17 protein-coding genes are annotated in these 18,721 nt (G+C 70.5%); 1 reads left to right on the top strand and 16 read right to left on the bottom strand.

Annotation, left to right across the window (positions count from 1 at the left end):
• Positions 1-207 precede the first annotated feature (207 nt).
• From IE308_RS30115 to IE308_RS30065, 11 genes are all read right to left on the bottom strand, one after another.
• Positions 208-3,060 (bottom strand): DEAD/DEAH box helicase, encoded by a 2,853-nt coding sequence (locus IE308_RS30115; RefSeq protein WP_190220338.1) that lies wholly within the window; start codon positions 3,058-3,060, stop codon positions 208-210.
• Between the two features lie 93 nt (positions 3,061-3,153).
• The gene (tatC, locus tag IE308_RS30110; RefSeq protein ID WP_190220337.1) at positions 3,154-4,098 is read right to left on the bottom strand and encodes a twin-arginine translocase subunit TatC; all 945 of its coding nucleotides are present in this window, start codon (positions 4,096-4,098) and stop codon (positions 3,154-3,156) included.
• A 47-nt stretch (positions 4,099-4,145) separates the two neighbouring features.
• Positions 4,146-4,430, bottom strand: a complete 285-nt coding sequence (gene tatA / locus IE308_RS30105; protein WP_110627038.1) for a Sec-independent protein translocase subunit TatA — start codon at positions 4,428-4,430, stop codon at positions 4,146-4,148.
• Positions 4,431-4,691: 261 nt separating this feature from the next.
• Entirely contained in the window at positions 4,692-4,886 is a 195-nt protein-coding gene (locus IE308_RS30100) for a hypothetical protein (protein ID WP_190220336.1), read from the bottom strand.
• Between the two features lie 84 nt (positions 4,887-4,970).
• Entirely contained in the window at positions 4,971-5,264 is a 294-nt protein-coding gene (locus tag IE308_RS30095; protein WP_110627040.1) for a hypothetical protein, read from the bottom strand.
• A 54-nt stretch (positions 5,265-5,318) separates the two neighbouring features.
• Positions 5,319-6,353, bottom strand: a complete 1,035-nt coding sequence (locus IE308_RS30090) for a helix-turn-helix transcriptional regulator (RefSeq protein WP_110627041.1) — start codon at positions 6,351-6,353, stop codon at positions 5,319-5,321.
• A 19-nt stretch (positions 6,354-6,372) separates the two neighbouring features.
• A complete protein-coding gene (locus tag IE308_RS30085; RefSeq protein ID WP_110627042.1) occupies positions 6,373-7,347 on the bottom strand; it encodes a helix-turn-helix transcriptional regulator in 975 nt (324 codons plus the stop codon).
• A gap of 127 nt (positions 7,348-7,474) precedes the next feature.
• Positions 7,475-7,846 carry an FKBP-type peptidyl-prolyl cis-trans isomerase gene (locus IE308_RS30080; RefSeq protein WP_110627043.1) on the bottom strand — a complete coding sequence of 124 codons (372 nt, stop codon included), beginning with the start codon at positions 7,844-7,846 and terminating at the stop codon, positions 7,475-7,477.
• Positions 7,847-7,907: 61 nt separating this feature from the next.
• Positions 7,908-8,906 (bottom strand): FKBP-type peptidyl-prolyl cis-trans isomerase, encoded by a 999-nt coding sequence (locus IE308_RS30075; protein WP_190220335.1) that lies wholly within the window; start codon positions 8,904-8,906, stop codon positions 7,908-7,910.
• A gap of 136 nt (positions 8,907-9,042) precedes the next feature.
• Positions 9,043-10,404 carry a Pup--protein ligase gene (gene pafA, locus IE308_RS30070; RefSeq protein WP_055622880.1) on the bottom strand — a complete coding sequence of 454 codons (1,362 nt, stop codon included), beginning with the start codon at positions 10,402-10,404 and terminating at the stop codon, positions 9,043-9,045.
• 9 nt (positions 10,405-10,413) lie between these two features.
• The gene (locus IE308_RS30065; RefSeq protein ID WP_190220334.1) at positions 10,414-11,673 is read right to left on the bottom strand and encodes an MFS transporter; all 1,260 of its coding nucleotides are present in this window, start codon (positions 11,671-11,673) and stop codon (positions 10,414-10,416) included.
• Between the two features lie 95 nt (positions 11,674-11,768).
• On the opposite strand from IE308_RS30065, the gene IE308_RS30060 reads away from it, so the two are divergent.
• Positions 11,769-12,785, top strand: coding sequence for a LacI family DNA-binding transcriptional regulator (locus IE308_RS30060; RefSeq protein WP_110627046.1), 1,017 nt, complete (start codon positions 11,769-11,771; stop codon positions 12,783-12,785).
• Between the two features lie 57 nt (positions 12,786-12,842).
• Here IE308_RS30060 and prcA read toward each other — a convergent pair whose 3' ends face one another.
• The 5 genes from prcA to arc form a co-directional block, all read right to left on the bottom strand.
• Positions 12,843-13,577 (bottom strand): proteasome subunit alpha, encoded by a 735-nt coding sequence (gene prcA / locus IE308_RS30055; RefSeq protein WP_110627047.1) that lies wholly within the window; start codon positions 13,575-13,577, stop codon positions 12,843-12,845.
• A gap of 46 nt (positions 13,578-13,623) precedes the next feature.
• Positions 13,624-14,469, bottom strand: a complete 846-nt coding sequence (gene prcB / locus IE308_RS30050; RefSeq protein WP_110627048.1) for a proteasome subunit beta — start codon at positions 14,467-14,469, stop codon at positions 13,624-13,626.
• A gap of 221 nt (positions 14,470-14,690) precedes the next feature.
• On the bottom strand, positions 14,691-14,909 hold the full coding sequence (locus IE308_RS30045) for a ubiquitin-like protein Pup (RefSeq protein WP_030608326.1): 219 nt from the start codon (positions 14,907-14,909) through the stop codon (positions 14,691-14,693).
• A gap of 190 nt (positions 14,910-15,099) precedes the next feature.
• Positions 15,100-16,611, bottom strand: coding sequence for a depupylase/deamidase Dop (dop, locus tag IE308_RS30040; protein WP_373314628.1), 1,512 nt, complete (start codon positions 16,609-16,611; stop codon positions 15,100-15,102).
• 245 nt (positions 16,612-16,856) lie between these two features.
• Complete coding sequence (gene arc / locus IE308_RS30035; protein WP_110627050.1) at positions 16,857-18,623, bottom strand: proteasome ATPase; 1,767 nt, start codon at positions 18,621-18,623, stop codon at positions 16,857-16,859.
• Positions 18,624-18,721: the final 98 nt, after the last annotated feature.

The raw sequence follows: 18,721 nt of genomic DNA, 5'->3' as shown, positions 1-18,721 counted from the left end.
ACATCTCAACTCGGTGCGCTGCGGGCGAGCTTAGTCCGAGCGGATCATCGCCGTGTCATATTCGGGAACCGCCTGAAACGGCTCCGGGGCAGGAGTACGCTCGGCCCCATTTACACGCTGCGGCTCCACTCGCACACGGTGTGTCACGGCGTACGGACGTACGAAAGCCGGTCACCGCAAAGGGTGACCGGCTTCGTGGAGAGGGTGTCAGCCGACGGACGAGTAGGCGACGACGCCGCGCAGCAGACCGTCGACCGCCTTGCGCGCGGCCTTCGGCACGGTCGAGTTCTCGCCGGGCGCGGCCGCCTGGATCTGCCCGAGCACGTCGATGACCTGCTTGCACCAGCGCACGAAGTCACCGGCCGGCATCTCCGCCTCGCGCAGCACGTCGTCGAGGCCCTTGCCGGACGCCCACATGTAGGCGGCCCAGGCGAAGCCGAGGTCGGGCTCGCGCTGGCCGACGCCCTCGGTCTGGCTGATGCGGAACTCCTCCTCCAGGGCGTCCAGCCGGCCCCAGATCCGCACCATCTCGCCGAGCGCGGCCTTCGCCTTGCCGGAGGGCAGCTTGGGCGCCATCGCGTCGTCGCCGACCCGGGCCTCGTACACCAGCGCCGAGACACAGGCGGCCAGTTCGGCCGGGGCCAGGCCCTCCCAGACGCCGGCCCGCAGGCATTCGCTGGCCAGCAGGTCCAGTTCGCCGTAGAGCCGGGCGAGGCGCTTGCCGTGCTCGGTGACCTCGTCGGCGCGCAGGTAGTCCAGTTCGGTCAGCAGCGCCACGATGCGGTCGAAGGTGCGCGCAATGGTGTTCGTACGTCCCTCGATACGGCGCTCCAGCTGGCTGGTGTCGCGCAGCAGCCGGTGGTAGCGCTCGGCCCAGCGGGCGTGGTCCTCGCGGTCGCTGCACCCGTGGCAGGGGTGGGCGCGCAGGGCCTTGCGCAGGCGGGCGATCTCCCGGTCGTCGGCGGCCTCGGCACGCCGCTTGCGCTGCCGCTCGGGCGGGATGTGCCCGGCCTTGGTGCGCAGCGCCGAGGCGAGGTCGCGGCGGGACTGCGGCGAGCGCGGGTTGAACGACTTCGGGATCCGCATCCGCTCCAGCGGCTCGACCGGGACCGGGAAGTCGATCGATGCGAGCCGCTTGACCTGCCGCTCGGCGGTGAGCACCAGCGGGCGCGGCCCGTCGTGGTGCTCGAAGCCGCGGTGGCCGTTGGAGCGGCCGGCGGGCAGGCCCGGGTCGAGGACCAGGGCGAGGCCCGCGTACTTGCCGGTGGGGACGTGGATGACGTCGCCCGGCTTGAGCCGCTCCAGCGCGACGGCGGCCTCGGCGCGCCGCTGGGCGGCGCCCCGGCGGGCCAGCTCGGTCTCGCGGTCCTTCAGTTCGCGGCGCAGCCGCGCGTACTCCTCGAAGTCGCCGAGGTGACAGGTCATGGACTCCTTGTAGCCCGCGAGCCCCTCCTCGTTGCGCTGCACCTGCCGGGAGATGCCCACGACCGACTTGTCGGCCTGGAACTGTGCGAAGGACGTCTCCAGCAGCTCACGCGAGCGGTGCCGGCCGAACTGCTCGACCAGGTTGACCGCCATGTTGTACGACGGCTTGAAGCTGGAGCGCAGCGGATAGGTGCGCGTGCCGGCCAGTCCCGCGAGGTGCTCGGGGCTCATGCCGCGCTGCCACAGCACCACGGCGTGGCCCTCGACGTCGATGCCGCGCCGGCCGGCGCGGCCGGTGAGCTGGGTGTACTCGCCGGGGGTGATGTCGGCGTGCTGCTCGCCGTTCCACTTGACGAGCTTCTCCAGGACCACCGAGCGGGCGGGCATGTTGATGCCGAGCGCGAGGGTCTCGGTGGCGAAGACGGCCTTCACCAGGCCGCGCACGAACAGCTCCTCCACGACCTCCTTGAAGGTCGGCAGCATGCCCGCGTGGTGGGCGGCGATGCCGCGCTCCAGGCCCTCGAGCCACTCGTAGTACCCGAGGACGTGGAGGTCCTCGGTGGGGATGGAGGCGGTGCGCTCCTCGACGAGGGCGCGGACCTGCTCGCGGGCGGCGTCGTCGTTGAGCCTCAGGCCCGCGTACAGGCACTGCTGGACGGCCGCCTCGCAGGCGGCGCGGCTGAAGATGAAGGTGATGGCGGGCAGCAGGCCCTCGGCGTCGAGGCGCTCGATGACCTCGGGCCGGCTCGGCGTCCAGATCCGCGAGCGCTGGCGGCGCTCCCGCTCCCGGTCGGCCTCGCGCATGGACCGGCCGCGTCTGCGGTCCTGGTAGGAGGGGCGGGTCGCCTCCATCCGGGCCAGCCGGGTCAGGTCGGGGTTGACGGCCTTCTTGTGGCCCTCGCCCTCCTCGAACAGGTCGTACATCCGCCGTCCGGCGAGCACGTGCTGGAACAGCGGCACGGGCCGGTGCTCGGAGACGATCACCTCGGTGTCGCCGCGGACGGTGTCCAGCCAGTCGCCGAACTCCTCGGCGTTGGAGACGGTCGCGGACAGCGACACCAGGGTCACCGACTCGGGCAGGTGGATGATCACCTCCTCCCAGACCGCGCCGCGGAAGCGGTCGGAGAGGTAGTGCACCTCGTCCATGACCACATAGCCGAGGCCGAGCAGCGTCTGGGAGCCGGCGTACAGCATGTTCCGCAGGACCTCGGTGGTCATCACGACCACCGGGGCGCCGGAGTTCACGCTGTTGTCTCCGGTGAGGAGGCCGACCTTCTCCGTGCCGTAGCGGCGGCACAGGTCGGCGTACTTCTGGTTCGACAGCGCCTTGATGGGTGTCGTGTAGAAGCACTTCTTGCCCTGCTGCAGGGCCAGGTGGACGGCGAACTCGCCCACGATCGTCTTGCCGGAGCCGGTGGGCGCGGCGACCAGCACGCCCTTCCCGGCCTCAAGTGCCTGGCAGGCCTCGATCTGGAAGGGGTCGAGGCCGAAGTCGTACATCTCGCGGAAGGACGCGAGCGCGGTGGCCTGCTCGGCAGCGCGCCTGCGGGCTGCCGCGTACCGCTCGGCCGGTGAGAGGTCCTCTGTCATCGTGCTTTCGAGCGTACCGGGCTCCACTGACAACAGGACGATCATTATGCGGATCAGCGTCCCGGACACCGCGCTGAACAGCGCGAAGGGCGGGTGGCCGACACCACCCGCCCCGTGCGCACCACGTCCTTGGCGCTGCTACGTCACGTCGTCGTAGCCGTTGACCCGTTCCGCGCTCGCCTGCTCGGGCAGGGCGCGGCTGGCGGTCACGGGCTCGACGTCGCCGATGGCCTCCGGGGTGAGGTCCAGCTCGGAGGCCTCGTCGTCGGCGGGGCCCATGGCCTCGCGGCGGGCCCGGCGCCGATCGTTGAGCAGGGCGAAGGCGACCGCGCCGAAGTACAGCACCCAGATCGGTCCGGCCAGCGCGAGCATGGTGAGGGGGTCGGTGCTCGGGGTGGCGAGCGCCGCGAAGACGGTGATGCCCATGATCATCGCGCGCCACCAGCCGAGCATCCGCTTGCCGGAGAGCACGCCGGTGAGGTTGAGCATGATCAGCAGCAGCGGCAGCTCGAAGGAGAGGCCGAAGACGACGACCATGCGCGTGACGAGGTCGAGCAGGTCGTCCAGGGGCAGCAGGTTGTCCGCGCCGGTCGGGGTGAACTCCAGCAGCACCTTGGCGGTGGTGGGCAGCACCTTGTAGGCGAAGAAGGCGCCGCCGAGGAAGAGGGGGACGCCGGTGCCGACGAACGCGTAGGCGTACTTCTTCTCGTGCCGGTGCAGGCCCGGGGCGACGAAGGCCCACAGCTGGTAGAGCCAGATCGGCGTGGCCAGCACCACACCGGCCATCAGGGAGACCTTGAGGGCGAGCGTGAACGGCGTCAGCAGACCGTTGACGGTGATCCGCGCACACGTCTCGTCGTCGGTCTTGGCCAGTTCCTCGAAGGACTTCGCGCAGCCGACCGAGTCGAGGATCGGCTTGGTGAAGAAGTTGATGATGTCGTTGTAGAAGAAGGCGGCCACGATGGTGACGACGACGATGGCCAGGATCGCCTTCGCGAGCCGGTTGCGGAGCTCACGCAGGTGTTCCGCGAGGGGCATCCGCCCCTCGGGATCCTTCTCCTTCTTGCGGGCAGGCTTCAGCAACCCACGTTCCCATCTCGTGCGGCGGGCCGGAGGTCACCGGCCCTGCGTCAGCGCTTGGTCGTGTCCGTCGGCTCGGTGACCGGGCGCGAGCTGGTCACGTCGCCGGGGGCGGCCTGGATGGTGCGCTGCGCCGGGGGCTGCTCGCCGGTGGTGGGGGCCTGGGCGGAGGAGTTGCTGCTGCCCTCCTCCTTCATCGCCTTGGCCTCGCTCTTGAGGATGCGCGCGGACTTGCCGAGGGAGCGGGCCATGTCCGGAAGCTTCTTCGCGCCGAACAGCAGGATGATGACGACGAGGATGAGAATGATCTCGGGGGCTCCGAGCCTTCCGAACATAAGTCTTTACCTTCTCACCGAGGCGGCTGGGTGGGGTGCTGTCCGACCGGCCGGACATATGTCCGATCAATCGTTCTGACAGCGATCGTAACGCCCAGGGGTAAACGTGAGGCAATCCCCGTGCGTACTCCCGGTCAGCGGTGCGAGCCTCGTTCTCCGCACCGCGACCAGCAGCGTACCTGTCGTGACGGGTGGCGTGACAGGGCGAAGTGGCCCAAACCGCCTCGCGCGTGGCGACTCACAGGAAGCACCCGTGTCGCCTCACAGCGAGTCGACGGCCCGGGCCGCGCTCACCGACGCGCGCTCCAGGTCCTCGGCCGCCCGGTTGATCCGGCGGGCCGAGTCGGCGACCTGCCGGCCGAGGCGCTGGGCCTCCACGAAGACCCGGACGGCGAGCACGCCGAGAACGGCGAGACCCAGGAACCCCACAGCTACCGCGAACATCGGCCAGAACATGCCGACGAGCCTAGACCCTCCGGGCGCGGGGACCGCGGCCGCCTCGGAGCACGGCCCTGACGCATCGGGGGGACGCGGGGCGCGTCAGAGCGTGGAGTGCAGCCGCAGGGTCCGCACCCCGCCGCCGGTGAGCAGTTCCACGATCCGCTCCCCCGCCGGCTTGCGGACCGCGGCACCGCACTCGGGGCAGGTGAAGGAGTAGAAGGTGGTACGGCTGCTGGCGCCGATGGCGAGGCGCAGGGCACCGGCCGCCAGCTCGAAGCGGCCCCGGCAGTCGGGGCAGCCGGCTCTGAAGACCACCGGTGCCACGCTGCGCATGCCCGAGAACGCGGCGGCCACCGACATGCCCCGCCCTACCGACGACACCGACTCGCTCACAGCCCCTGCCCCTCTTTCTCTGCTCGTCCGCCTCCGCGCCCCACGGCCCGCGCCTCACTCCCGCGCGTCGGCCCGCCCGGGCGCGCCCGTGCCGTGCGCCGCCGCCTGCGGACCGTCGTACGCCGCGAGCGCCTCGCGGGCCGCCTGCCGGGCGCTGTCGGCCAGCTCCGGCGGCGAGACGATCCGGCCGTCCCGCCCCAGGCGCAGCGCCAGACGTCTGAGGGAGGCCGGGTCGGGGGTGCGCAGGGTGATGCGCAGGCCGCCGTCGGGCAGCTCCTCCGCGCTGTCGTGCGGGTAGTACTCCGCGACCCAGCGGCCGCCCGGGGCCACCTCGATGACGACCTCCGGGTCCTCGGCGGCGGGCTGCACCAGCGCCTCGGACAGGTCGCGCAGCTCGATCTCGGGCGGCGCGGACGGCTCGTCGAGGATCTTGATCTCGGCGACCCGGTCGAGCCGGAAGGTGCGGCGCGCCTCGGAGCGGTAGCACCAGGCCTCGACATAGGTGTGGCCGACGCTGACCAGGCGGATCGGGTCGATCTCCCGCTCGGTGACCTCGTCGCGGGCCGGCGAGTAGTAGCGGATCCACAGCCGCCGCCGCTCGGAGATGGCCCGGTCGACGTCGGCGAAGACGCCGCCCTCGGACTCGAAGGTGACCGACAGCCGGGAGCTGGCCCCGGCGGCCTCACCGGCGGCGGCCTCCACCTTGGCGGTCGCCCGCAGCAGCGCCTGCCGGTCGCTCTCGCGCAGCCCGGGCAGCGTGGCCACCGCGCGGGCGGCCACCAGCAGCGCGGTCGCCTCGTCGGCCGCCAGCCTCAGCGGCTCGGCCGCCTCCGCGCCGAGCGCGGCCGGGTTGTGCCACCAGATCCGCTCGCCGTCGGTGTCGATGTCGAGCAGATCGCCGCCGCGGAAGCTGGTGCCGCACATGGGCAGCACATCGAGGTCCGAGACCAGCTCGTCCTCGCTGATCCCGAACGCGCGCGCCACGTCCTCGATGCGCGCTCCGGGGCGCTCCCTGAGATAGGTCACCAGGGAGAGCATCCGCCGGGTCTGGTCGATGGCGCTCGTGGGCCTGACCGGTTTGCCTGCCACTGTGTCGCTCCGCTCCCCCTCAGCCCTTGGCCACGGCCCGCAGCCGGTCCACGACGTCCGCCCGCAGCTCCGCGGGCTCCCGCACCACCACGTCCGGGCCGAACTCCACCAGCCAGGCGTCCAGGCCGTGCCCGTACGGAATCTCCAACTCGTCCCAGCCGTCGCCGAGTTCCCGCACCGCCGTGGCCTTCGCCCGAAGGGGGTAGCCCGCGCCCGAGCGCAGCCGGATCACCGCGGTGCGGTCGGCGGTCTCCCCCGCCCAGCTCGCGACGGTCTCGCGCACGGTGACGACGTCCGGCACCGGCGCGGTGAACCGGCCGCCGCGGGAGCGGACCTTGCCGGTGATCCGGGACAGCCGGAAGACGCGCTCGGCACCCCGGTCCCGGTCGAACCCGGCCAGGTACCAGTGGCCGCGCCAGCACTCCAGCGCCCACGGCTCGACGTGCCGCTGCTCGGGCTGGGCGGCGTTGGCCTTGCGGTAGTCGAAGACGACGGGGCGGCGGTCGCGGCAGGCCAGCATCAGCGGCTCGAACGCGGCCTCGTGCACCGGGATGCGCGGTTCCAGCGCGCCGTGCGCCTCGTAGGGGTCGACGTCCTCGGGCAGTCCGGCGGCGCGCAGCTTCTGCAGGGCGCCGCTGGCGGCGCCGGCCAGGCGGGCCTGCTGCCACACCTTGGCGGCCAGGCCCAGCGCTGCGGCCTCCTCGGCGTCCAGGGTGATGGGAGGCAGGCGGTTGCTGTCGCGGCGGGCGAGGTAGCCGACCTCGCCGTCGAGGCTCTCCACGGTCTCGATGACCAGGCCCAGCTCGCGCAGGTCGTCCTTGTCCCGCTCGAACATGCGGTTGAAGGAGTCGTCCGAGCCGCCCGACCCCTCCGGCCCGAAGGCTTCGACATAGGCCTCAATGGACTCGCGCAGCTCGCGCTTGCTCAGCGGCCGGCGGGTGCCCAGCAGGCACAGCGCCAGGTTCATCAGCCGCTCGGCCTTGGCAATGGCCATCGACGCCCTTCGCCTCCCTATGGTCCTTACGGACGATGACCGTACCGCCCCGCGGGGGCACGGCAAAGCCGAGGGCCCATGCCCGGACAGGCATGGGCCCCAGGTGATCGGGTCCGGTCGGCGCCGATCAGACGCCGAGCAGGTCCACGACGAAGATCAGCGTCTCGCCGGGCTGGATCGCCGGGGTCGGGCTCTGGTTGCCGTAGGCGAGGTGGGCCGGGATGGTCAGCTGGCGGCGGCCGCCGACCTTCATGCCCTGCACGCCCAGGTCCCAGCCCTTGATGACACGGCCGGCGCCCAGCGGGAAGCGGAACGGGGTGCCGCGGTTCCAGCTGGCGTCGAACTCCTCGCCGGTGCTGAAGGCGACGCCCACGTAGTGGACGGTGACCGTCTGGCCGGCCTTCGCCTCCTCGCCGTCGCCCTCCCAGATGTCCTTGATCTCGAGGTCCGCCGGGGGCTCGCCGCCGGGGAAGTCGATCTCGGGCTTGTCGATGCTCACGTCTTTCAGCTCCTGCTTGTCCGCGGAAAGGCAACGGGCACAGTCTTACACCTCCGGCCCGTCACATGGCGGCGAGGATGTCCACCGAGAAGACCATCGTGGAGTCCTTCTTGATGCCGCTGCCCGCGGGCGGGTTGTCGCCGTAGCCCAGGGACGGCGGGACCACGATCAGCACGCGGCTGCCGACCTTCTTGCCGGTCAGGCCCTGGCCCCAGCCCTTGACGACCTGCTGCAGGGAGAAGGAGATCAGCTCCTTGCGGCCGTACGTCGAGTCGAACTCCTTGCCGGTGTCCCACAGCACGCCCTTGTACTGCAGCAGCACCGTGCTGTCGGCCTTCAGCGGCTCGCCGTCACCCTCCAGGACGTAGTTCGCCACGAGCTTCTTCGGCGGGTCGGTCTTCGGCACGTCGATGGACGGCGCGTTGCCGTCGGTGTTGGTGCCGACCTCGGGCAGCGCCTTGTCGTCCTGCGGAACCTTCGTGCCCTGGGCGGAGCTCTTGGCGTTGAAGGCGTCCTTCAGGTCGATCACGAACACCAGCGTGTCGGTGGCCTTCACCCCCTGCTCGGGGTTGCCCTGCGGGTACGCCCACGCGGGCGGCACGGCCAGCTGCACACGGCTGCCGGTCTTCTTGCCGGGCAGCGCGTACCTCCAGCCCTCCCAGATCTGGCCCTGGGTGAGTGCGGCGACCAGCGGCTTCTTGCCGTCGTAGGAGTTCGCGAAGACCTTGCCGGTGTCCCAGATCTGGCCCAGGAAGTCCGCCACGAGGTAGTCGCCCTCCGCGACGGTCCGGCCGCTGCCGGCGATCAGCGTGCGCGCCGCCACGTCCTTGGACGGCTCGCCGCTGCCCTTGGCGACGGTCGGCTTCTGACCGAACTTCGTGCCCGCGGTGACCGCCGGGAGCGGCCCGTCGACGATCTTCGGGCTGGCCGGGGCCGACGGCTGGGACGCCGAGGGCGACGCGCTGTCGCTGGCCTTGCTCGAGTCGGACTTGTCGTCGCCGCAGCCGGCGAGCGCGACCAGTCCGGCGGGTACGGCAATCATCAGGGAGCGTCGGCGCACGATAGGGCCTCGTAATCGGTCGATCTTGTGGATGGCGTGCGCGCAACTCTACGGCGTGAGAAGGGCGCCGTACCGAGAACGTACGGCGCCCGTGTGGCGTTCCGGCCTCCTGAGCGGAAGGCCGGTTCCGCCTGGCTCACATGCCGGCGATGAGTTTCTCCACCCGGTCGTCGACCGAGCGGAACGGGTCCTTGCACAACACGGTGCGCTGTGCCTGGTCGTTGAGCTTCAGGTGGACCCAGTCGACGGTGAAGTCGCGGCGCTGTTCCTGGGCCCGGCGGATGAAGTCGCCGCGCAGGCGCGCCCTGGTGGTCTGCGGGGGAACCGACTTGCCCTCGAAGATCTTCAAGTCGTTGCAGATCCGGGTCGCTTGTCCCTTCTTCTCCAGCAGGTAGTACAGGCCACGACGGCGGTGGATGTCGTGGTAGGCGAGGTCTATCTGCGCCACGCGCGGATGCGACATCGTCATGTTGTGCTTGGCCCGGTACCGCTCGATGAGCTTGTACTTCATCACCCAGTCGATCTCGGTGCCGATGCGGTCGAGGTCCTCGGTCTCGATCGCGTCGAGGGTGCGGCCCCACAGCTCCAGCACCTGCTCGACCGTGCCGGTGCGGATGCCGCGGCGCTCGCAGAAGTCCACGGCCTTCTCGTAGTACTCCCGCTGCACCTCCAGCGCGGAGGCCTCCCGGCCGCTGGCCAGGCGGACCTTGCGGCGCCCGGTGATGTCGTGGCTGACCTCGCGGATCGCCCGGATCGGGTTCTCCAGGGTGAGGTCGCGCATCACCGTGCCCGCCTCGATCATGCGCAGCACCAGGTCGGTGGCGCCGACCTTGAGGAGCATGGTCGTCTCGGACATGTTGGAGTCGCCGACGATCACGTGCAGCCGGCGGTAGCGCTCGGCGTCGGCGTGCGGCTCGTCGCGCGTGTTGATGATGGGCCGCGAGCGGGTGGTCGCCGAGGAGACGCCCTCCCAGATGTGCTCGGCCCGCTGGCTGACGCAGTAGACGGCGCCGCGCGGGGTCTGCAGGACCTTGCCCGCACCGCACAGCAGCTGCCGCGTCACCAGGAAGGGAATGAGGATGTCCGCGAGCCGCGAGAACTCCCCGTGCCGGGCCACCAGGTAGTTCTCATGGCAGCCGTAGGAGTTGCCCGCCGAGTCGGTGTTGTTCTTGAAGAGGTAGACGTCGCCCGCGATTCCCTCCTCGTGCAGGCGTCGTTCCGCGTCCACCAGCAGGCCCTCGAGAATGCGCTCGCCGGCCTTGTCGTGGGTGACCAGTTCGGTGACGTTGTCACATTCTGGTGTCGCGTATTCCGGGTGGGAGCCCACATCGAGATAGAGGCGGGCGCCGTTCCGCAGAAACACATTGCTGCTGCGGCCCCATGACACGACACGGCGGAAGAGGTACCGCGCCACCTCGTCAGGCGACAGGCGGCGCTGTCCCCTGAACGTGCACGTGACGCCGTACTCGTTCTCCAGCCCGAAAATGCGGCGGTCCATGACTGAACATTACGCCCGATCCCCTGAACTGAAACGGGGTTCGGCAGCACGATTTGGATCATTTTCCGATGAAGCCGCAACGACCGCCGCCCGGGCGGGAGCTGCGAGGACCCGTCCGGTGGCCATCAGCACCAGCAGCGAGACACCGCCCGCGACGCCCGGTACGGCGAACCCCCACAGGGCGCCACCCGCCTGGACGACCGGTCCGGCGAGGCCCGTTCCCACCGACGCGCCCACCGTGAACGTCGTCACCAGCCAGGAGAACGCCTCGGTGACCGTGCCCCGCGGGGCGTGCCGGTCGACGATGACGAACGCGCAGGCGATGGCCGGCGCCAGGAAGACCCCGGCGAGCGCGGTGAGCGCCACCATGCCCACCGCGCCCGGCATCAGCATCAGCGGCAGGTAACACACCGCCAGAAACGCCACCAGCACCCTCAGTCGCCGCTCGGGCGCCCCGGCCCACTGCCGCGCGCCGTAGACCGTGCCGCCGGCCAGCGCGCCCAGCCCCAGGGCGGCCATCAGCCAGCCGTACACCGCGTCGCCGCCGTGATCGTCGGCGTACGGCACCGCGGCCACGGTGATCGAGCCCAGCGCGATCCCGACGAACAGGAACGCGGCGAGCAGCGCCACCAGACCCGGCGAGCGCAGGGCGCCCAGCCAGTGCGCCTCGCGGGGTGCGGAGCGCCACGCGCGCGAGGGCTGCGAGACCACCACGGAGAGCGCGCCCAGGACCCCGAGGACGTTGAGGACGATCAGCGCCGCCTGCGCCGACCACAGGGACACGCACAGCGTCACCAGCAGCGGGCCGACGGTGAACATGACCTCCTGGGCCACCGCGTCCATCGCGTACGCGGTGTGCACCTGGTCCTCGCGGCGCAGCACCGAGGGCCACAGGGCCCGCAGGCCGCCCTCCAGGGGCGGGGTGAACAGGCCCGCGGCGGCCACCGCGGCGTAGGCGAGCGGCAGCGGGTCGAGGCCGGTCAGCGCGAAGACGGTGGTCGCCAGCGCGGCGAGCACCGCGGCGGGCAGCTGCACGCGCGGCTGGCCGTGGATGTCGACCAGGCGGCCGAGGACCGGCTGCCCGACGGCGTTGGCCACGCCGTACACGGCGGCGAGCGCGCCGGCGAGGCTGTAGCTGCCGCCCTCGGCGCGCACGAAGAGCACCACGGCGATGGCGGCCGTGGCGTTCGGCAGCCGCCCCACCAGGGTGCCCGTCAGCAGCCGGGCGGCGTGTCTCGTCCTGAGGATCTCCAGGTATCCCGCGGCCATGATTCCGCCCTCCGGCCGAAGTTTTACGTATAACGTGCTCCGTCATACGTACCATGTGCGCAGTTCGGGAGTCCAGACGAAGGAGCGGGGCAACGGTGGCACACAGCAGCACCCGCCCCACGAGCAGGGACGTCGCACAGGCCGCCGGCGTCTCCCAGGCCGCCGTCTCCCTCGTCCTCGGCGACAAGTGGCGCGGCCGTGTCTCCGAGGCCACCGCCCAGCGCGTCCGCGAGGCCGCCCGCGACCTCGGCTACCGGCCCAACCTCGCCGCACGCAACCTCCGCCTCGGCCGCACCCGCACCGTCCTGCTGGTCGTCCCCGCCCTCACCACCGAGTTCTTCGCCGGCGTCTACACCGGCGCCGCGCGCGTGGCCGCGGAGAACGGCTTCGGCGTCGTCCTCTACCCCTCCCCCGAGGGCATCGGCCCCGCCCGCGACCCCTTCGCCTCCGCCCAGGCCGCCCTCGACGGCGTCCTCGCCTCCTCCATGGCCGCCGACGCCGTCACCGCCATCCGCGGCGACCAGCTCCCCCTCGTCATGCTCGACAGCGACCCCACCGGCAGCCTCGGCGCCGCCACCGTCAACCTCGACATCGCCGACGGCGCCCGCCAGGTCGCCGACCACCTGCTCGGCCTCGGCCACCGGCACTTCCTGCACATCGCCGCCGACATCCCCTCCTGGACCTTCGAGGTACGCGCGCGTGCCCTCGCCGACCGGCTCGCGGCCGTACCGGGCACGTCCCTGCGCACCGCCCGCACCCCGATGACCATCGAGGGCGCCCTGGCCGCCGCCGAGACCGCCCTCGCCGCCCCCGGCCCCCGCCCCACCGCCGTGGTCTGCGACGACGACAAACTCGCGGCGGGCGTCTACAAGGCCCTGCGCCGGCGCGGCCTGCGCATCCCCGACGACGTGTCCGTCACCGGCGTCGACGACATCGCCCTCGCCGCCGCCCTCGACCCCGAACTCACCACCGTCCGCCTCGACGCCGAACTCTTCGGCGAACGCGGCATGCGCGCCCTCCTGGCCGTCCTGGACGGCCGTACACCCCAGGAGGGCGACATCCCCGTCGAGCTGGTGCTGCGAGGCTCCACGGCGCCACCAGGGGCCTCCTGACACGCACTGTGCCCCGGCCGGGACAAGCGGCCGGGGCACAGTCGGGACGGACGACCGTTACTCGTCGCTGCTCTCGGCCTCGGTGGCCGTGCTGCCCGCCTCCAGCAGCCGCGCCAGCTGCCCGCCGACGATCCGCTTGAACTTGCGCTGCTGCGGACGCGTACGGTCCAGCACCGCCACCTCCAGGCGCTCCGCGGGGATCTCCCGCTCGGTGCCGTTGGTGTCCCGCGACAGCGCCCGCACCGCCAGTTGCAGCGCCTCCGCCAGGCTCATGCCATCGCGGTGCTCACGGTCCAGGTAGCTGCTGATCTGCTCGGCGTTGCCGCCGACCGCGACCGAGCCGTGCTCGTCCACGATCGAGCCGTCGTGCGGCAGCCGGTAGATCTGGTCGCCCTCCGGGGTCTCGCCGACCTCGGCGACCACCAGCTCCACCTCGTACGGCTTCTCGCCCGCGCTGGAGAAGATGGTGCCCAGTGTCTGCGCGTACACGTTGGCCAGGCCGCGGGCGGTCACGTCCTCCCGGTCGTAGGTGTAACCACGCAGGTCCGCGTAGCGCACACCGCCGATGCGCAGGTTCTCGTACTCGTTGTACTTGCCGGCCGCGGCGAAGCCGATCCGGTCGTAGATCTCGCTGAACTTGTGCAGCGCCCGGGACGGGTTCTCACCGACGAACACGATGCCGTCGGCGTACTGCATGACGACCAGGCTGCGGCCGCGCGCGATGCCCTTGCGGGCGTACTCGGCGCGGTCGGCCATCGCCTGCTGAGGTGAGACATAGAACGGCGTCGACACCGGTTATCCGTCCCTTTCTGTGGAAGTCACGGGGATCACCTTCAACTCAGAGCAGGGCGGCCCGCGGGCCGTCGGGCTGCTCCAGGCGCCGCTCCAGGATCGAGCGGGCGATCTCGGAGGACTCGTCCTCGGTGAGCCGGCGGAAGCCGTCCTCGGTGATCACGGTGACGATCGGGTAGATCCGGCGGGCGACATCGGGACCACCGGTCGCCGAGTCGTCGTCTGCCGCGTCGTAGAGGGCCTGCACCACCAGCGTGGTGGCGTCGGCCTCGGACAGGTCGTCCCGGTAGAGCTTCTTCATCGCGCCCCGCGCGAAGACCGAGCCGGAGCCCGTCGCCGCGAAGCCGCGCTCCTCGGTACGGCCGCCCGTCACGTCGTAGGAGAAGATGCGGCCCTTGGCGCGGTCCACGTCGTACCCCGCGAAGAGCGGCACCACGGCCAGGCCCTGCATGGCCATGCCGAGGTTGGAGCGGATCATCGTCGACAGCCGGTTCGCCTTGCCCTCCAGCGACAGCTGGGCGCCCTCGACCTTCTCGAAGTGCTCCAGCTCCAACTGGAAGAGCTTGACCATCTCGACCGCCAGACCGGCGGTGCCGGCGATGCCGACGGCCGAGTACTCGTCGGCCGGGAACACCTTCTCGATGTCCCGCTGCGCGATCACGTTGCCCATCGTGGCCCGCCGGTCACCGGCGAGCACCACACCACCCGGGAACGTCACCGCGACGATCGTCGTCCCGTGCGGCGCCTCGATCACACCCTGGGTGGGCGGCAGCTGCCGGTTGCCGGGCAGCAGCTCGGGCTGGTGCTCGGCGAGGAAGTCCATGAAGGAGGAGGACCCGGGCGTCAGGAAGGCAGCAGGTAGACGCCCGGTGCCACGAGAGTTGGCTTCCACGAGGTTCCTTCCGGATAGGCCGACTTAACGGTTGAAGCTTGGTATGCCACGGACCTTACCCGGCTCGCGGCGGTGATCCACATCCTCGGCCGAAGCCTGTGACGGGAGCACCCCGGCACGTCGTACGGAGTGCGAAGACCGGTGGGTCCACGACAGGGTCGCGGGCCCACCGGTCGTCCACACCCCCGCTCCCTTACCTTCGATTCGAAGGCAGAATCCGCCTACTGGCCGCCCTTTTGCACGAAGGAGCGCACGAAGTCCTCGGCGTTCTCCTCAAGGACGTCGTCGATCTCGTCCAGGACGGAGTCCACGTCGTCGCTCAGCTTCTCGTGGCGCTCCTTGAGGTCCTCCGAGGCCTGCGCGTCCTGCGCCTGCTCCTCGACCTCTTCCGTGGAGCGCGTGGCCTTCTGCTGGCCGCCGCCGGTGTCCTTGGTCGCCATAACCCTCACCCCGCTCTTTCGCCCGACATGGGTCGGCAGGTCGGCATTCCTGCCGATCGGTGATGATCAGACCCTACAAGCCGGGTCCGACATCGGCCCCGCAGTTTGCTCAACGTACGGGGGCCACCTCGATGATTCCCGGCCGGGGGGATTTCCACCCTGTCCGGCCGGGGAGGCCGCCGAGTACCCCTCAGCCGCCCGACAGCACCCTGACCAGGTCTTCGGCGGTACGGCAGCGGTCCAGCAGCTCCTTGACGTGATTTCGCGTTCCGCGAAGCGGTTCCAGGGTTGGGACGCGCTGGAGCGAGTCCCGTCCCGGCAGATCGAAGATGACCGAGTCCCAGGAGGCGGCGGCGACGTCGTCGGCGTACTGCTCCAGGCAGCGGCCGCGGAAGTACGCGCGCGTGTCCTCGGGGGGCGAGGTCCGGGCCCGCTCGACCTCCGCCTCGTCCAGCAGCCGCTTCATGCGGCCCCGGGCCACGAGGCGGTTGTAGAGGCCCTTCTCGGGGCGCACGTCGGCGTACTGCAGGTCGAGCAGGTGGAGCTTGGCGGCGTCCCAGTCGAGGCCGTCGCGGCGCCGGTAGCCCTCCATGAGCTCCCACTTGGCGACCCAGTCCAGTTCGCCGGCGAGGCTCATGGGGTCGTTCTCCAGCCGGGTGAGGGTGTCCTCCCAGCGGCTGAGGACGTCCTTGGTCTGCTCGTCGGCGTCGGCGCCGTAGCGTTCCTCCACGTACTTGCGGGACAGCTCGTAGTACTCCATCTGGAGCTGCACCGCGGTCAGGGTGCGGCCGCTGCGGAGGGTGATCAGGCGTTTCAGCGTCGGGTCGTGGCTGACCTGGTGGAGGGTGCGGACGGGCTGGTCGACGGCGAGGTCCACGGCGATGAAGCCGTCCTCGATCATGGACAGGACCAGGGCCGTGGTGCCGAGCTTGAGGTAGGTGGAGATCTCGGAGAGGTTGGCGTCGCCGATGATCACGTGGAGGCGGCGGTACTTCTCGGCGTCCGCGTGCGGTTCGTCGCGGGTGTTGATGATGGGGCGCTTGAGCGTGGTCTCCAGGCCGACCTCGACCTCGAAGTAGTCGGCGCGCTGGCTGAGCTGGAAGCCGTGCTCGTGGCCGTCCTGGCCGATGCCGACGCGACCGGCGCCGGTGACGACCTGGCGGGAGACGAAGAAGGGCGTCAGGTGGCGCACGATGTCCGAGAAGGGGGTCTCCCGCTTCATCAGGTAGTTCTCGTGCGTGCCGTAGGAGGCGCCCTTGTTGTCCGTGTTGTTCTTGTAGAGGTGGATCGGCTGGGCTCCGGGGAGCTGGGCGGCCCGCTCCGCGGCCTCGGCCATGATCCGTTCGCCGGCCTTGTCCCAGAGGACGGCGTCCCGGGGGTTGGTGACCTCGGGGGCGCTGTACTCGGGGTGGGCGTGGTCGACGTAGAGCCGTGCGCCGTTGGTGAGGATGACGTTGGCCAGGCCGATGTCCTCGTCGGTGAGCTGGCTGGAGTCGGCGGCCTCGCGGGCGAGGTCGAAGCCCCGCGCGTCGCGCAGCGGATTCTCCTCCTCGAAGTCCCAGCGGGCCCGGCGGGCCCGGTGCATCGCCGCCGCGTAGGCGTTGACGATCTGGGACGAGGTGAGCATGGCATTGGCGTTGGGGTGTCCGGGAACGGAGATGCCGTACTCCGTCTCGATGCCCATTACTCGCCGTACGGTCATGCGGCCCTCCTTGCCCGGCGGCTCCCTCGGTCGTGGGCGCCGCTCAAGTACCGCTCGTGCTCGGGCGGCTGTGCGGTGCCCGTCCCCGCACTGCGCAACCCGGCGGTAGGGAAGAGCCTAGAACGCCTTTGCGCTGGTGGGGAGATCATTTGCGTCATTGCGTTGCCCCGCCTTGTTCCCGCTCCTGGGGGAAAAACAGTCGGCTGCGGGTACCCCGGTGAGGGCACCCGCAGCCGCCCTGTCTTTTACAGGTACTGTCCGGTATTCGCCACCGTGTCGATGGAGCGTCCGGTGTCGGCGCCCTGCTTTCCGGTGATGAGGGTGCGGATGTAGACGATCCGCTCGCCCTTCTTTCCGGAGATGCGGGCCCAGTCGTCGGGGTTGGTGGTGTTGGGGAGGTCCTCGTTCTCCTTGAACTCGTCCACGCAGGCCTGGAGGAGGTGGGAGACGCGGAGGCCCTTCTGGTTCTTTTCCAGGAAGTCCTTGATCGCCATCTTCTTGGCGCGGCCCACGATGTTCTCGATCATGGCGCCGGAGTTGAAGTCCTTGAAGTAGAGGACTTCCTTGTCGCCGTTGGCGTAGGTGACTTCCAGGAAGCGGTTCTCCTCGGATTCGGCGTACATGTGCTCGACCGCGGTCTGGATCATGGCGTGGACCGTGGCCGCTTTGTCGCCGCCGTGTTCGGCGAGGTCCTCGGAGTGCAGCGGGAGCCGCTCGGTGAGGTACTTGCCGAAGATGTCCTTGGCCGCTTCGGCGTCCGGGCGCTCGATCTTGATCTTCACGTCGAGGCGGCCGGGGCGCAGGATCGCGGGGTCGATCATGTCCTCGCGGTTGGACGCGCCGATCACGACCACGTTCTGCAGGCCCTCGACGCCGTCGATCTCGGCGAGGAGCTGCGGGACGATGGTGTTCTCCACGTCCGAGCTGACGCCGGAGCCGCGGGTGCGGAAGAGGGACTCCATCTCGTCGAAGAAGACGATCACGGGGGTGCCCTCGGACGCCTTCTCCCGGGCCCGCTGGAAGACCAGGCGGATCTGCCGCTCGGTCTCGCCGACGTACTTGTTGAGCAGCTCGGGGCCCTTGATGTTGAGGAAGAAGCTCTTGCCGGCGGCCTGGCCGGTGACCTCGGCGACCTTCTTGGCCAGCGAGTTCGCGACGGCCTTGGCGATCAGCGTCTTGCCGCATCCGGGCGGCCCGTAGAGCAGGACGCCCTTGGGCGGGCGCAGTTCGTGCTCCTTGAACAGGTCCGGGTAGAGGTAGGGGAGCTCGACCGCGTCGCGGATGGCCTCGATCTGGTTGCCGAGGCCGCCGATGGCCTCGTAGCCGATGTCGGGGACCTCTTCGAGGACGAGTTCCTCGACCTCGCTCTTGGGCACGACCTCGTAGACGTAGCCGGAGCGGGGTTCGAGCAGCAGGGCGTCGCCGGGGCGGATGGTGACGTCCAGCAGCGGCTCGGCGAGCCGTACCACCCGTTCCTCGTCGGTGTGCCCGAGCACCAGGGCGCGCTCGCCGTCCTCGAGGATCTCCTTGAGGGTGACGATGTCCCCGACGCGCTCGAACTCCATGGCCTCGACCACGTTGAGCGCTTCGTTGAGCATGACTTCCTGGCCGCGCCTGAGGTCGTCGAGTTCGACGCTCGGGCTGACGTTCACGCGGAGCTTGCGGCCGCCGGTGAAGATGTCGGCGGTGCCGTCCTCGTTCGCGGTCAGGAAGACTCCGAAGCCGGCCGGCGGCTGGGCGAGCCGGTCGACCTCTTCCTTGAGGGCCACGATCTGGTCGCGGGCCTCTCGGAGGGTGTTCGCGAGTCGCTCGTTCTGGGCGGACACGCCGGCCAGGTTGGTCTGCAGCTCGACGATCCGCTCTTCGAGAATCCTCGTGTGACGCGGAGAGTCGGCGAGCTTGCGTCGCAGGACGGCGATCTCCTGCTCAAGGTAGGCAATCTGCCCGGCCGGGTCGTCGGACCCGCGTCCCGGGCGGATGCCGCGGTTAATGTCGTCGTCGTGGGCTGCCACGGTCCTCACCTCCTCCAAGGGGAGCTGGACGCTTCCAGACCCTACCTGGGTGGGTGTCGATTGAAACCCCTAGATCACAAAGACGGTCGGGGTGTGTC

It is taken from the genome of Streptomyces griseosporeus (assembly GCF_014656055.1).
Lineage (GTDB): Bacteria > Actinomycetota > Actinomycetes > Streptomycetales > Streptomycetaceae > Streptomyces > Streptomyces griseosporeus.
This window is presented reverse-complemented; position numbering and strand designations above follow the sequence as displayed.

Excerpts from the sequence above, each read along its gene's own strand:
- IE308_RS30065 (WP_190220334.1), bottom strand. The coding sequence starts at position 11,673 with ATGGCCGCGGGATACCTGGAGATCCTCAGGACGAGACACGCCGCCCGG.
- IE308_RS30045 (WP_030608326.1), bottom strand. The coding sequence starts at position 14,909 with ATGGCGACCAAGGACACCGGCGGCGGCCAGCAGAAGGCCACGCGCTCC.
- IE308_RS30115 (WP_190220338.1), bottom strand. The coding sequence starts at position 3,060 with ATGATCGTCCTGTTGTCAGTGGAGCCCGGTACGCTCGAAAGCACGATG.
- tatA (WP_110627038.1), bottom strand. The coding sequence starts at position 4,430 with ATGTTCGGAAGGCTCGGAGCCCCCGAGATCATTCTCATCCTCGTCGTC.
- IE308_RS30100 (WP_190220336.1), bottom strand. The coding sequence starts at position 4,886 with ATGTTCTGGCCGATGTTCGCGGTAGCTGTGGGGTTCCTGGGTCTCGCC.
- dop (WP_373314628.1), bottom strand. The coding sequence starts at position 16,611 with ATGACCGTACGGCGAGTAATGGGCATCGAGACGGAGTACGGCATCTCC.
- pafA (WP_055622880.1), bottom strand. The coding sequence starts at position 10,404 with ATGGACCGCCGCATTTTCGGGCTGGAGAACGAGTACGGCGTCACGTGC.
- IE308_RS30085 (WP_110627042.1), bottom strand. The coding sequence starts at position 7,347 with ATGGCCATTGCCAAGGCCGAGCGGCTGATGAACCTGGCGCTGTGCCTG.